The organism is Bifidobacterium asteroides, assembly GCF_003202755.1.
Lineage (GTDB): Bacteria > Actinomycetota > Actinomycetes > Actinomycetales > Bifidobacteriaceae > Bombiscardovia > Bombiscardovia asteroides_F.
Genome location: NZ_QGLK01000004.1, coordinates 1 through 14,785 on the forward strand (window position 1 = coordinate 1; position 14,785 = coordinate 14,785).

Here is a 14,785-nt window from a genome sequence, read left to right on the forward strand (position 1 = left end):
ATCGAACAGGAACGGGCACCCCTGCAAGACCCCTATTAACAACCCGACCTATTAACAACCACCCAACACGCTTACAGCCACAAGGCCAAACCCCCAACATAAACAACGCGTTTAGTTCCTATAGCCCAGATATGGAAAACCCCGGTTCATGCCGGGGTCAGGTATTTCAGGTATTGGTTGCTGGAATCAGGCCAGCTTGTACTTGGAAATGAGGTCCAGAGCTATGATGATGGCCACCCAGATCAGAGCCACAATAATGGTTAGACGGTTCAGGTTCTTCTCGGCTGCACCCGAGGTGCCAGCGTTGGAGCCGATTCCGCCGCCGAACATATCGGACAGGCCGCCGCCCTTGCCCTTGTGCAACAGAATCAGCATGGTTAGCAGCACGCTGGCAAGAATCACAACGACTTCGAGCACAATCTTGACAATGGTCACGGCATATACCTCCATGTAAGGAACTGGGAACAAGTATACAGATACCCAGCGAAAAACGCATCAGCCCTTGGCGGCCAGTCTCACGATTCGTGCGAACTCCTCCACATCCAGGGAGGCGCCGCCCACCAGAAAGCCGTCCACGTCCGGCTGGCTGATCATCTGGGAGGCGTTCTTGGAGGTGACCGAGCCGCCGTAGAGGATGCGCACGGACTGGCCGGCTGGGTCTCCAAATTTGCTTGAGATGTGGTCGCGGATGGCACGAGCGGCCTGCTGGGCGGTGTCCGGAGTGGCCACCATGCCGGTGCCGATGGCCCAGACTGGTTCATAGGCCACAATCAGGTTGGCCATGTCCTCCTTGGCCAGGTCGCGGGTGACGTCGTTGACTTGGCCCACGGCGAAGTCCAGCTGGATGCCCTGGCGGCGCTCCTCGTAGCTCTCCCCCACACATAGGATGGGTTTCATGTCCGCAGCCAGTACGGCACGGACCTGGTCGACAATGTTGGCATCGTCCTCTGGATGGTACTTGCGCCGCTCGGAGTGCCCCACAATGACGTAGCTGCAGCCCAGCTGGGCCAGCATATCCGCGGACACATCCCCGGTGAAGGCGCCTTGGGTGGTAACGGAAACAGCCTGGGCCCCATATTCAATTGGCAGGTTGTCGGCCTCCACAAGCACCTGGACGGAACGCAGGGCAGTGAAGGCGGGCATGAGAGCCACCTGGCAGCGCCTGCGGTCGAAATGGGCGTCGCGCAGGAGCCAGGCCAGCTTCTGCACGAAATAGGTGGCTTCCAGGTGGTCGAAGTTCATCTTCCAATTGCCGGCCACCAGGGGAATGCGTGCCATACCAGACCTTTCCATCCGCGCAACAACAGCAATGCCGGGCCGCCGGATGCGAAACCCGGTGACCCGGCATTGCCCGTCTGTTTGCCGATTTTACTCCAGCACCTTCAGACCCGGAAGCTCCTTGCCCTCAAGGAATTCCAGAGAAGCGCCGCCGCCGGTGGAAATGTGCGAGAAGCCATCCTCAGGGAAGCCCAGGTTGCGCACGGCCGAGGCAGAGTCGCCGCCGCCGACGATGGTGAAAGCTCCGGCCTTGGTGGCATCGACCAGGCCCTGAGCTACAGCACGGGTGCCATCGGCGAATGCCGGGAACTCGAAGACGCCCATGGGCCCGTTCCAGACCACGGTCTTGGAGTCCACAATCTTGTCGTGGAAGAGCTTCTGGGAGTCAGGACCGATGTCCAGACCCATCTTGTCTGCGGGGATGCCGTCGGCAGGAACTACCTGGTGAGGCGAATCCGCCTTGAACTCGTCAGCCACCACGATGTCGGTGGGCAGGACCAGCTCCACGCCCTTCTCGCGGGCAGTGGCGATGTAGCCCTTGACAGTATCGACCTGATCCTCCTCCAGCAGGGAGGAGCCGACCTCATAGCCCTCGGCCTTCAGGAAGGTGAAGACCATGCCGCCGCCGATGACCAGACGGTCGGCCTTGCTGAGTAGGTTCTCGATGACGCCCAGCTTGTCGGAGACCTTGGAGCCGCCCAGGACCACAGTGAAGGGCCGCTCGGGGTTCTCGGTCGCCTTGGACAGGGCCTTGACCTCCTTCTCGACCAGCAGGCCTACGACAGAGGGCAGGAACTTGGCCACAGAGTAGTTGGAGCCCTGGGCACGGTGGACCACGCCGAAACCGTCGGAGACGAAGACATCGCCCAGGTCGGCGATTTTGCGGGCGTAGGCATCACGCTCGGCCTCATCCTTGCTGGTCTCTTCGGGGTTGTAGCGCACGTTCTGCAGCAGGACCACGTCGCCGTCGTTCATGGCAGCCACCTTGGCATGGGCATCGGGACCATAGGTGTCCTCGGCCAGAGGAACCTGCACGCCCAGCAGCTCGCCCAGGCGTTCGGCCACAGGGGCCAGGCTCAGCTCGGGAACGACCTTGCCCTTGGGGCGACCCAGGTGGGCCATGAGGATGACCTTGGCGCCCTGGCCACGAAGCTGCTCGATGGTTGGCAAGGCTGCGCGGATTCGGCCGTCGTCTGTAATAGTGGTGCCGTCCAGCGGCACGTTGAAGTCCGCGCGGACGAGCACGCGCTTGCCCTTGAGATCACCGAGGCTCTTCAGTGTTTTCATGCGTATCCTTTCTGACTGCGGGTCCATGCGCCCGCTCCCCTGCCATGGTACTCAGGCAGACCGACCTGTGTGAGCTATCTCACTCTTGTTTGGCCTGTTCCTCGGCCCTCTTCTTTTCGACCTTGGTGGCTAGCTGGAGCAGACGGCGGATGCGTCCGGCTATGGCGTCCTTGGTGACCGGTGGATCGGCCAGGCGGCCCAGCTCTTCAAGGGAGGCCTCACGGTGGTCCAGACGAAGCTGGCCGGCCGCACGCAGGTTCTCGGGGATGTCGTCGCCCAGAATTTCGAAGGCCTTGGTGACCTTGGCACTGGCCTCCACAGCTGCCTTGGCGGAGCGGCGCATGTTGGCATCGTCGAAGTTGGCCAGGCGGTTGGCCTTGCCGCGGGATTCACCGTCGCTGCGCTTGCCGGTCCACTCCCTGGAGGACTTGGGGGCGCCCATCAGGTTGAGCATGCGCTCAATCACATCTGGGTCACGCAGGGTTACGCGCTCGGAGCTGCGCACTTGGCGGGCCTTGGCGTTGATGCCCAGACGGCGGGCAGCGCCTACCAGGGCCAAGGCGGCCTCAGATCCGGGGCAGACGATCTCCAGGTAAGAGGCCTTGCCCGGGTCGGACAGCTCGCCATGAGCCAAGAAAGCTCCTCGCCAGGCGGCCTTGATCTGGGCGATATTGCCGGAGACGATGTCGGCGGGAAGACCGCGAACCGGGTGCTTGCGACGGTCCAGCAGTCCGGTCTGCAGGGCCAGGGCACCGCCTGCCCGTAGCACGCGGACCGAGTAGCGGGTCAGGTTGCCGGTGGGGGCCTGTCGCTTGACCTGGATCAGATCGGAATCATGGCCGTAGACGTCCCTGATGGTGTTCTGCAACCACTGCGCTGCTGGAAGGGAGTCAAATTGCGCTTCCACCACAATGTGGCGCTGAATGATGTGCAGACCGCCACCGAAGCGGATCATGGCCGCCGATTGTGCTTTCTTGGCAGAGGGGGGTTCGTTGTCAATCGCGGCCAGCTCGCTTTTGACATCATCAAGTAGGGCCAAGAGCCGTCCTCCTACGAAAAAATACTGAAAAATGAATACTTCTTGGCCGCACGACACACCTGCCATGCCGACCACCGGATTACTGTGATATCGAATATCTTGGACAAATTGCGCCTTTGGCTATCCGCGGGGACGGTGCGGCAGCTCGCGGGCCGAGACGGTCACCTCCATTCCCCGGGACCGCAAACGGGCGGCCAGAGCGTCGGCCATGGCCACTGAGCGGTGCTGTCCGCCAGTACAGCCAAAGGCGATGGTCACATAGTGCTTATCTTCGTGTGCGTAGCCGCTGAGCGCGGTCAGAATGGCGGTCGTGTAGGCATCCAGGAACTCCTTAGCGCCCTTGCTGGCCATCACATAGTCACGGACCGGGCCGTCATGGCCGTTCAGATCACGCAGCTCCGGAACCCAGTAAGGGTTGGGCAGGAAGCGCACGTCAGCTATGAAGTCAGCGTCGATGGGCAGACCGTACTTGAATCCGAAGCTCATGATGTGCACGCCTACGGTGGTCGGTCCGGAGCCCAAGACCATTTCGTAGAGGCGGGTGGAGAGCTGATGGATGCTCAGTTTGGATGTGTCGATGACCATGTCGGCACGCTCCTTGAGTCCGCCCAGCAGGCGGCGCTCCTCGCGAATACCGTCGATCAGGCGGCCGGAGCCCTGTAGAGGGTGGGGTCGGCGAACGGACTCATAGCGCTTGACCAGCACCTGGTCGGAGGCATCCAAAAAGAGGATGCGGCAACGCACGCCCAGGTCGTCCAGATGGCTGAGCACAGCCGACAGGTCGTCGAAGTAGGAGCGTGAACGGACATCGATAACGGCAGCTAGGCGGTGCAGGGAGCTTCCGGCGGAAGTCATCATGTCGACAAGGGGTACAAGTAGACGCGGGGGCATGTTGTCGACCACATACCAGCCCATGTCCTCCATGGAGTCTGCAGCGCGAGTGCGTCCTGCACCGGACATGCCTGTGATCAGCAGTACCTCGAAGCCTGCGAAGGGCGGTTTTTCCGTCGTCATAGTCATGTCTCCCTCAAGGCTTGGTCCATAGCAGCTGCCGGAACAGCGGCCAGGGGTCGGTCGGTCATCAGCGCCACTTGACGCACGGCTTGATACAGCAGCATGCGTTCGCCGCTGATGGCCCGAGCAGCCGGCTGGCGACAGAATGCTTTCATGAGCTGGGTGGGTCGGGGTTCATAGACTACGTCCAGCAGGACTGAGCACAGGCAACTGTCGGCATCGGCCTCTGGACTCCTAGCGGTATTGAGCAGATCGGCCAGGGGATCAGCTGCACCTGAAGGCAGAGTAGAGACGATTATATTGGCCCTTATTAGAGTCCTTTCGGCCTTCCCAGCCTGGTCCATGGCGGTGACGGCCGGCGCAGGCAAGCCCAGCCGCGAGGCGAGGTCCAGCATATGGTCACAGTGCTCCGGATTGCGAGCAAGCAGGTCCACACGCTCGACCCCCAGCGTCTTCAAGGCGCAGAAGGCGGACTCAGCTGTGTTTCCGTTGCCGATGACCAGGGCCCGCGCTCCCCTATACGGTTGGTCGGGAAGCTTGTCCTGCCGACCCTGACCGGCAGCCTCCAGCAGGGCGGCCAGATCGTCAGCGTCTTCATCAGCGCGGCAGCAGCCGGCAGCCTCCAGTAGAGCAGCCACTATCCCCTCTACATCTGTGTTGTACAGAGACAATCCTTTGGCGGGGCCGCTGTGCTCAAAGACTGCTGTATTGGCCACTTCCAGAATCTTAGACCAGTAATCACAAAAATTGCCCAAGGGGCCCACAGCACTCTTCAAGGGCATGGTCAGACTGAGCCCTGCCCAAGACGGGTCAAGGCCGTAGATAAAATTCGCCAGACCGTCAGCGTCCACGCGCGCTCGGTCGTAGTGCCAGTTGTTCAGGCCTAGTGCATCATAGGCTGAACTGTGCAGAAGGGGCGAGAGGGAATGACTGATAGGATCGCCCAAGACGGCACAGCGACGATCAGGTCCATTCATATCTGCAATCACGCACCAATCAATTCAGGGCATGGCCTTTGCCCGCCTCTTGAGCCATTTTATCGCTGGCTGTCCCCGGCCCGATCCTGGTCGCTGTGCAGGGCCTGGTAGATGGCCTCAGCCTTGGCTGAGCCGATGCCCTTGACGGCCTCAAGCTCCTCCTGGGAGGCCTGGCGCATGCGCTTCACTGATCCAAAGTGATTGAGCAGTTTCTTCTGGTAGGCGGGGCCGATGCCTGGAATCTCGTCCAGGGCTGACCGGAGGGCACCCTTGCGTCGGGTTTGCCGATGGTAGGTGATGGCGAACCGATGGGACTCGTCCCTCACGCGCTGCAGCAGGTACATGCCTTCGGACTGGCGTTTGAGGATGATGGGATAGTCATCGTCAGGCACCCAAACTTCCTCCAGGCGCTTAGCCAGACCGCACAGGGCCACATCGTCCACCCCGCAGTCGTGCAGGGCTCGGGCAGCAGCGGTCACCTGGGGCTTGCCGCCATCGACTACGATCAGGTTGGGCTTGTAAGCGAAGTGGCGGGCGGCGGTGTTCTGCTGAACGATGGCCCCCTCCTCCTGCTCCACCAATTCTGGTGCCTTGTCGCTGGCCTTTCGCTCTGCTTCCATGCTGTCACCGCTGTCGCCAGCGATGTTGCCGTGGCGGAAACGACGGGTCAGAGTCTCGTAGATGGCGCTCATGTCGTCCACAGCGCCCTTGCCGTCCTCGCCGCGGATAGCAAATCGACGGTACTCGGACTTCTTGGGGACCGCGTCCTCAAAGACCACCATAGAGGCTACCTGGAACTGGCCGCCTACTGTGTTAGAGATGTCGTAGCATTCGATGCGCAGCGGGGCGCGATCCAGCCCAAGGGCCTTGGCCACGTCGTTCATGGCCTGGGTGCGGGTGCCCATGTCGCTCATGCGGCTGAGCTTGCTGCGCTGCAGGGCCTGGCGGGCGTTGGCGTTGGCCCGGTCCATCAGGGACTTCTTCTCCCCCCGGCTGGCCACTCGGATGGTCACTGCCGACCCGCGCAGCTCCCGCAGCCACTCCTGTAGGTCACCGGTCCGATCGGGCTGGATGGGGACGATGACCTCGGGAGGCACCGGCGAAATGGGGGCCAGCAGGTCGGCACGTCCAGTCTGATCCTGATGTTGGTGTCGACTCCTGGTGGCCTTGGCCCGGGCCTCGGCATCGAGGGCCGTGACCTTCTGGGTGGAGCCCATGGCATCCCTGTCCTGGCTGATGGAGACGGGTGTATCGGAATTCTCGGGCAGCTTGTGCAGTTCGCTGTCGTTCTCATTCATCAGGTCTGAGTAGACCTGTACCAGCAGGTCGCTGATCAACTCGCTGTCGGAGACGTCCTCGACCCGCTCCACACTCCAGTTGCGTTCGCCGCGGATGGCACCCGAGCGCACAAAGAAAGCGTGGACCGATGCCTCCAGTTCGTCAGAGGCCACCCCGAAGACGTCCACATCCACGTTGGAGGCGAAAGCGACGGCATTCTGCTCGATGACCGTGTCCAGCATGGCGATCTGGTCGCGCAGGCGGGCGGCCTTCTCGAAGTCCAGCTCCTTGCTGGCCTCCTGCATGCTTCTGGTCAGCCCTGCCCGGTAGCTTTTGCCCAACCTACCGGTGATGACCCCGGTCAGCTCCGTGCACAGACGCCGATGTTCGCTGGCGCTGATCCGGCCCACGCAGGGGGCTGAGCACTTGCCGATGGATGCCAGCAGGCAAGGGCGGCCGCTGAGCTTGGCCTTGCGGAAGACGCCGGGGGTGCAGGTGCGCACCGGGTAGGTCTTGAGCAAGGCATCCAGGGTGTGCTTCATGTCCCAGACCTTGGCGTAGGGACCAAAGTAGCGAGTGTCGTGCCGCTTGCGCACTCGGGTCATCCATACCCGGGGGAACTCCTCCCCCACGGAGACAGCTAGGTAGGGGTAGGTCTTGTCGTCGCGCAGCTTGACGTTGAAACGTGGGTCGAACTCCTTGATCCAGGTATATTCCAGGGTCAGTGACTCCAGGTCGGTTCCCACCACAGTCCACTCCAGGCTCCGGGCCGTCAGCACCATGGTCTGGGTGCGCGGATGCAAGTTTTCCAGGGGCTGGAAGTAGTTGGTCAGGCGGTTGCGCAGGTTCTTGGCCTTGCCCACATAGATGACCCGGCCGTCGCCGTCCCGCCACTTGTAGACGCCCGGCTGGGCGGGGATGTCGGAGGTTTTAGGGCGGAAAAGGTCCCGGCTGTCTCCCAGCAGGGGCGCGCCGTTCTTGTTGACGCCGGTTATGGTGCCGGTGGCGGACTCTTCTTCCAGGGCTTGGGCGGTGCGTCGCCATACCTGCGGCGTGTGACGCTCGAAGCAGCTGCGGGTCATGATCGTGCAGCCTTGGCTACCTTGGCAGGATCCAGCATGGGCTTCAGATACTTGCCGGTCCAGCTGTTCGGGTTGGCGGCCACCTGCTCAGGAGTGCCCTGAGCCACCACGGTGCCACCGCCGTCTCCACCCTCGGGGCCCAGGTCGATGATCCAGTCGGCGGTCTTGATTACATCCAAGTTGTGTTCGATGACAATGACCGTGTTGCCTTTGTCGACCAGGCCGTGCAGGACTTTGAGCAGCTTGCGGACATCCTCGAAGTGCAGGCCCGTGGTGGGCTCGTCCAGGATGTAGACGGTCTTGCCGTCGGAGCGCCGCTGCAACTCGGTGGCCAGCTTGACCCGCTGGGACTCGCCTCCGGACAGGGTGGGCGCCGGTTGGCCCAGGCGGATGTAGCCCAGACCCACGTCAACCAGGGTGTCCAGGTAGCGGGCGATGGAGGGATAGGCCTTGAAGAAGTGGGAGGCCTCCTCGATGGGCATGTCCAGCACGTCCGAGACGGTCTTGCCGTTGTATGTGACTTCCAGGGTCTCCCTGTTGTAGCGCTTGCCGTGGCAGGTCTCGCACTGGACGTAGACATCGGGCAGGAAGTTCATCTCGATCTTGATGGTTCCGTCACCGTGGCAGGTTTCGCAGCGGCCGCCCTTGACATTGAATGAGAAGCGGCCGGGACCATAGCCGCGCACCTGGGCCTCCGGGGTCTTGGCAAAGAGCTGACGGATCTTGTCCCAGACGCCGGTGTAGGTGGCAGGGTTGGAGCGTGGGGTGCGGCCGATGGGGTTCTGATCCACGTGGATGACCTTGCGCACCTGGTCCACACCCTCCACCCGGATGTGCTTGCCGGGCACGATGCGGGCGTTGTTGAGCTGGTCGGCCAGAACCGGATAGAGGATGGAGTTGACCAGAGTGGACTTGCCTGAGCCGGATACGCCGGTGACCAGGGTCATGACTCCCAGCGGGAAGGATACCTTGAGGTTCTTCAGGTTGTTCTCCCGAGCCCCCACCACGGTCAGCTGGCGGGTCTTGCTGGTCTTGCGGCGGTGCTTGGGCACCTCGATGGAACGGCGTCCGGCGATGTAGTCGGCGGTGATGGAGCGGGAGGCCTTGACCAGGTCCTGCGAGCGCCCGGAGAAGATGACCTCCCCGCCATGTTCGCCAGCTCCAGGGCCGATGTCGACCAGCCAGTCGGCCTGGCGGATGGTGTCCTCGTCATGTTCGACCACAATCAGGGTGTTGCCCAAGTCGCGCAGCCGCTGCAGGGTCTTGATCAGCCGGTCGTTGTCCCGCTGGTGCAGGCCGATGGAGGGCTCGTCCAGCACGTACATAACGCCCACCAGGCCGGATCCGATCTGGGTGGCCAGACGGATGCGCTGGGCCTCGCCGCCGGAGAGGGTTGCTGCCGCCCGAGACAGGGTCAGGTAGTTCAGACCCACGTCGTTGAGGAAGCGCAGGCGGGCGCGGATCTCTTTGAGGACCTCGCCGGCAATCTTGGCCTGAGCGCCCTCCATATGCAGGCCCTCCACCCACTTTAGGCTGGCGGACACGGCCATGTCGCAGACCTGGGCAATAGACAGATCGTCCACGGTCACGGCCAAGACCTCGGGCTTCAGACGCTTGCCGTGGCAAACCTGGCAGGGTACCTCGCGCATGTATGACTCGTAGTACTGCTTCATAGGCTGCGAGTCGGTCTCGTCGTGGCGACGCATCAGGGTGCGGACCACGCCCTCGAACCCGGTGGTGTACTCGCGCAGGCGGCCCCAGCGGTTCCGGTAGGAAACATCCACCTTGAAGTCGTGTCCGTACATGACAGCGTGGCGGACTTCCTCGGGCAGGTCCTTCCAGGGGGTCGATGTGGAGAAGCCCATCTCCTTGGCCAGGCCGTCCAACAGGTGGCCATAGAAGCGCTGCTGGCTCTTGGTGCCGCTCCATGGCTCCACGGCCCCGTCCTTGAGGCTCTTCTCCGGGTCAGGTACTACCAGCTCGGGGTCGATCTCCAAGTTGAATCCCAGACCGGTGCAGGCCGGGCAGGCTCCATAGGGGGCGTTGAAGGAGAAGGTTCGAGGCTCGATCTCGTCCAGTTCCAACTCGTGGCCGTTGGGGCAGGACCGCTTCTCGGAGAAGGGCTGACGACGCTCGGGATCCTTGGCATTCATATCCACAAAGTCGGCCACTACCGTGCCTTTGGCCAGACGCAGGGCCGTCTCCACAGAGTCGGTCAGCCGCTGACGCATGCCCTCGCGGATGACCAGCCTGTCCACCACCACCTCGATGGTGTGCTTCTTCTGCTTGGTCAGCTTGATGGAATCGGACAGCTGGTGCATGTCCCCATCGATGATGGCCCGGGAGTAGCCGTCGGAGCGCAGGAGCTCCAGGGTCTCCACGAACTCACCCTTGCGGCCCTTGACGATGGGTGCCAGCAGCTGGAAGCGAGTTCCCTCGGGCCTGGACATGAGGGTGTCGACGATTTGCTGCGGCGTCTGGGCGCGCACCTCGGCCCCGCAGATCGGACAGTGGGGAATGCCGGTTCTGGCGAAGAGCAGACGCAGGTAATCGTAGACCTCGGTTATGGTGCCCACGGTGGACCGGGGATTACGATTGGTGGTCTTCTGATCGATGGAGACTGCCGGGCTCAGGCCCTCGATGAAGTCCACGTCGGGTTTGTCCATCTGGCCCAGGAACTGGCGGGCGTAGGCGGAGAGGGACTCCACGTAGCGGCGCTGACCCTCGGCGAAGAGGGTGTCGAAGGCCAGGGAGGACTTGCCGGAGCCTGACAGGCCGGTGAAGACCACCATCCGGTTGCGGGGTATGGACAGGTTAACGTTCTTGAGGTTGTGGGCCCGGGCGCCCTGGATGACGATTTTGCGGTCGTTGGGCACCATGGACAGGTCCGCCACCAAGGACCCCTTGGATTCGATCATGCGCGGGTTTTCAATGGCCGCGTCCACTGTCGATTTAGGCTTGTTCTGCTGCTTCACGTGCTTCCCATCCGCTTCCCTGAAGACCCATGGCCAAGGCTGAGGCCAAAGCCTGACCATAATATCGCCGGGGCCGAATAATTCGAACAGGTGTTCGATGACGGCTTAGATGGCCGGGGCTGGAGGATCCAGGGGCGGGCGACCACAGCCATTGAGGAAGCAGTCATGCTGGTGGTCGTTGATTATGCCGGTCGCTTGGAGAAATGAATGGACCGTCACCGGGCCTAGGAAGCGCAAGCCCAGGTCGCGCATGTCCTTGCAGACGATGGCAGACAAGTGGTCGTAGCGCGGTATGGACGGATCGTCCAGGTAGTCGTGGTTGATGGCCAATCCACCGGTGAAGGACCAACAGTAGCGGTCGAATTCCTCACCGGGAAATTGGCGAACGATCAGGGCGGCGTTGGCCACCGTGGCTTCGATCTTGCGTCGATTGCGGATAATGGCAGGGTCGACCATGAGACGGTCGATTCTGTCGGCGTCGAAAGCGGCGACCGCTTGAATATCGAAGTTGTCGAAATCCTTGAAGAGAGCCTGGCGGCGGTGCAGGACCAGCTGCCAGCTGAGCCCGCACTGGAATATCTCCAGGGAGAGCATGGCGAAGAGCCTCTGGGAGCCATGCAAGGGGCGGCCCCACTCGTGATCGTGGTAGCTGCGCATGAGAGGGTCATCCACCTGAGCCCAGTCGCATCGATGTGAAGGTTCGGCCATGCTGCACTCCCCTTTCCGACGTTCGGCTTCAGGCTAGCACCGGCGGCCGTCCGAACTGGGTGGTCAATACCACTGAGCCAGGCTGGCCGCTTTAGAGTTGGAGCAGAGGCCGGTCGGCCATGCCCGGGGCCATCCCCATGGCGGCAGTACGGTTGCGGCCGGCAAGGAGAGGAAGCATGTGCCATGACTGACAAGGACAATCCGCGCAGACTCTGGACCGACGATGAGGACCCGGTCGAGAGGGCCAAGCGCACCTCCCCTGCCATGCAGGGCAGCCAATTAAATTCAGACTCGTCATCGGCAACCGGGGAATCAAGAAATGAAGGTTCGGCATCTTCAGGTGTGTCAGCTTCGAATTCATCGATTCCAAAGTCGTCTACTTCGAATTCATCTAGCTCAGGTTCACCGTCTTCGAATGCCGCAGCCAAGCAGTCTGATGATTCGTCGAAGAAGGCACCGACTGCAAAAACCAGTGCCGAGGAGACCGCCAATGGAGGCAAGAGGCGCTCTGATCGCAGCAGCAATAAAGCAGGGCAGGAATCAAATCAAGCACAAAACCAAGCAAAGGAACAGCAACAAAAGCAGGGTCAGCCTGAAAAGGAGCAGGAATCCTCCAAGGGACGCGGCTGGAAGCTCTTCGAGGATATCGTGCTCTGGGTGGCCTGGGTGGCTATGGTGGGCTTCAACGGCTATGCGGAGGTCTACCACTTCAATGGCACGACCGTGGGCGGCCTGGCCCGCAAGGTCGACCTGTGGATCATGCCCGCCGGCTACGTCTTCGCCATCTGGGGGGTCATCTACATCGCCCTGGCCATCTGGCTTTTCCGCTTCTGCCTGGCCGGCCCCAGTCGCAAACGTCTGGGCTTCCTGCCCTTCACGCTGAGCGGACTGCTCTTCGTGGCCACCTGCTGCCTGAACATCGCCTGGCTGGCCCTGTGGCACATGGAACGCAATTTCTGGGCTTTGGTCATCATCCTCATTCTGACTGTGCTGGCCTGGATGCTCTACGTGCTGGTGCGCAGGGATGCCACCAAGGCCGGGACCCCCACTGCCGCCAAGGCTCTGGACTGGATCCCCCTGTCCATCTACGCCAGCTGGCTGAGCGTTGCCACCCTGGTCAACGCCGGATACATGGTGGCTGCCGGGCACAAGGTCGGCAATGCCGTCCAAGGATTTGCGACCATCATCGTAGTCGGCGCCCTCCTGGCCGTAGCTTATCTGATGAACAGGCATGGCAAGGACTGGATCTTCGGCCTGGTGGTCATCTGGGCCTGCCTGGGCATCGGCATCAGGATATTCTCCTTCGCGGCCGCCATGGGCGTGCTGGTCATCGCGCTGACCGCCGTGGGCGCCTTCCTGGTCTACTTCCCCTGGAGCAAGTTTAGGCTGGTCCGCCGCTGACCCATCCATGATCCATCCATTGCCCCGTCAGCCGAGACGCACTGGCGGGGCTTGCTTCTTGCTACCATGGTCCCTTGCAAGTTTTGAATCCATAAGGAAAGCGGGGTCGGAGGCGGCATGGCTATTGAGGCGCAGGGACTTGAGATCCGAATAGGTGCCCGACTACTCCTGCAAGCCACCGACTTCCATGTGACCAAGGGCGACCGGATCGGCCTGGTGGGCCGCAACGGCGCCGGCAAGACCACGCTGACCAGGGTCATCACCGGCGACATGCTCCCCTCGGCCGGCAAGGTGCGGGTGACCGGACAGCTGGGGTACCTGCCCCAGTCCACCCATGCAGGCGACTCCGAGCAGAGCGCCCTGGATCGAGTCATGAGCGCCAGGGACATCGCATCCATCATCCAACGGATGCGCAAGGCCGAGACCGATATGACCAGTCCCGACCCCAAGGTCATGGAAAAGGCCATGAAGCGTTACGACAAGGCCCAGCAGGACTTCGAGAACGCCGGGGGCTATGCGGCCCAATCGCAGGCCATCGTCATGGGCGAGAGCCTGGGGCTGAGCCAGGAGACCCTGCAGCAGGCACTGGGCACTCTCTCCGGCGGTCAGCGCCGACGGGTTGAGCTGGCCAGAATCCTCTTCTCCGACGCTGACACCCTGATTTTGGACGAGCCCACCAACCATTTGGATGCCGACTCCATCGAATGGCTCAAGGGCTATCTGCGCCGGTTCGAGGGAGGCTTCCTGATCATCTCCCACTCCACCGAGCTGCTGGACGAGACCGTCAACCGCATCTGGCACCTGGACGCCCAACGTTCCTGCATCGACATGTACACCATGGGATGGAAGGCCTACCTGCGCCAGCGGGTGGTGGACGAGGAACGCCGACGCCGCGAACGCGAGGTGGCCGAGAAGAAGGCCGACCGGCTGATGCGGCAGGGCATCCGCCTGCACGCCAAGGCCACCAAGGCCGTGGCCGCCCAGAACATGATGCGCCGCGCCCAGCGTCTGCTGGCCGACACTCAGGAGGCGGAAAAGGCCGAAAAGGTGGCCGACCTGCGCTTCCCGGATCCCGCCCCCTGCGGCCGCACGCCCATCATGGCCGAGGACCTGTCCAAGGCCTACGGCTCCAACATTGTCTTCGCCGGCATCAACCTGGCCATCGACAAGGGCTCCCGGGTGGTCATCCTGGGGTACAACGGCGCTGGCAAGACCACCACCCTGCGGCTGCTTGCCGGCATCGAGCAGCCCGACACGGGCAAGGTGACCCTGGGACATGGGGCCAAGATCGGCTACTTCGCCCAAGAGCACGACACCCTGGATAACGATGTCACCGTTCTGGAGAACCTACAGCATGTGGCTCCGGACCTGGACAACACCCAGGCGCGGACTATCCTGGGCTCCTTCCTCTTCTCAGGGGACGATGCCATGAAGCCCACCAAGGTGCTTTCCGGTGGAGAGAAGACCCGCCTGGCCCTGGCCACCCTAGTGACCAGCCGGGCTAACGTCCTGCTGTTGGACGAGCCCACCAACAACCTGGACCCCGCTTCGCGTGACGAGATACTCAAGGCCATCGCCAAGTACGAGGGAGCCATCGTGCTGGTCACCCACGACGAAGGGGCCGTCAAGGCGCTCAACCCTGAGCGGGTGCTGCTCATGCCCGACGGTGATGAGGACCTCTGGAGCGACGACTATCTGGATCTGGTAGCCGAAGAGTAGGCAACCATCGGTTGGCCCATGCCTGTG

At 62.3% G+C, this 14,785-nt stretch carries 11 protein-coding genes; 2 read left to right on the top strand and 9 right to left on the bottom strand.

The window, feature by feature from the left end; genetic code table 11:
* Positions 1–186 precede the first annotated feature (186 nt).
* From secG to DKK74_RS04120, 9 genes are all read right to left on the bottom strand, one after another.
* Complete coding sequence (gene secG / locus DKK74_RS04080; RefSeq protein ID WP_046322919.1) at positions 187–435, bottom strand: preprotein translocase subunit SecG; 249 nt, start codon at positions 433–435, stop codon at positions 187–189.
* 60 nt (positions 436–495) lie between these two features.
* On the bottom strand, positions 496–1,278 hold the full coding sequence (gene tpiA, locus DKK74_RS04085) for a triose-phosphate isomerase (protein ID WP_110412931.1): 783 nt from the start codon (positions 1,276–1,278) through the stop codon (positions 496–498).
* Between the two features lie 90 nt (positions 1,279–1,368).
* Positions 1,369–2,565 (bottom strand): phosphoglycerate kinase, encoded by a 1,197-nt coding sequence (locus DKK74_RS04090; RefSeq protein ID WP_110412932.1) that lies wholly within the window; start codon positions 2,563–2,565, stop codon positions 1,369–1,371.
* Positions 2,566–2,644: 79 nt separating this feature from the next.
* On the bottom strand, positions 2,645–3,604 hold the full coding sequence (whiA, locus tag DKK74_RS04095) for a DNA-binding protein WhiA (RefSeq protein WP_110412933.1): 960 nt from the start codon (positions 3,602–3,604) through the stop codon (positions 2,645–2,647).
* A 120-nt stretch (positions 3,605–3,724) separates the two neighbouring features.
* Positions 3,725–4,618, bottom strand: coding sequence for an RNase adapter RapZ (gene rapZ, locus DKK74_RS04100; RefSeq protein ID WP_110412934.1), 894 nt, complete (start codon positions 4,616–4,618; stop codon positions 3,725–3,727).
* A gap of 2 nt (positions 4,619–4,620) precedes the next feature.
* Positions 4,621–5,595: a shikimate dehydrogenase family protein gene (locus DKK74_RS04105; protein ID WP_110412935.1), complete on the bottom strand. Its 975-nt coding sequence runs from the start codon at positions 5,593–5,595 to the stop codon at positions 4,621–4,623.
* Between the two features lie 59 nt (positions 5,596–5,654).
* Positions 5,655–7,955: an excinuclease ABC subunit UvrC gene (uvrC, locus tag DKK74_RS04110; RefSeq protein ID WP_110412936.1), complete on the bottom strand. Its 2,301-nt coding sequence runs from the start codon at positions 7,953–7,955 to the stop codon at positions 5,655–5,657.
* Positions 7,952–10,873 carry an excinuclease ABC subunit UvrA gene (gene uvrA, locus DKK74_RS04115; RefSeq protein ID WP_110413280.1) on the bottom strand — a complete coding sequence of 974 codons (2,922 nt, stop codon included), beginning with the start codon at positions 10,871–10,873 and terminating at the stop codon, positions 7,952–7,954. The genes uvrC and uvrA overlap by 4 nt, the downstream gene beginning before the upstream one ends.
* 162 nt (positions 10,874–11,035) lie before the next feature.
* Entirely contained in the window at positions 11,036–11,638 is a 603-nt protein-coding gene (locus DKK74_RS04120) for a DNA-3-methyladenine glycosylase I (RefSeq protein WP_110412937.1), read from the bottom strand.
* 183 nt (positions 11,639–11,821) lie between these two features.
* Here DKK74_RS04120 and DKK74_RS04125 point away from each other — a divergent pair, with 183 nt between their 5' ends.
* Both DKK74_RS04125 and DKK74_RS04130 read left to right on the top strand, forming a co-directional pair.
* The gene (locus tag DKK74_RS04125; RefSeq protein ID WP_110412938.1) at positions 11,822–13,039 is read left to right on the top strand and encodes a TspO/MBR family protein; all 1,218 of its coding nucleotides are present in this window, start codon (positions 11,822–11,824) and stop codon (positions 13,037–13,039) included.
* A 117-nt stretch (positions 13,040–13,156) separates the two neighbouring features.
* Positions 13,157–14,758, top strand: coding sequence for an ABC-F family ATP-binding cassette domain-containing protein (locus DKK74_RS04130; protein WP_110412939.1), 1,602 nt, complete (start codon positions 13,157–13,159; stop codon positions 14,756–14,758).
* Positions 14,759–14,785 lie beyond the last annotated feature (27 nt).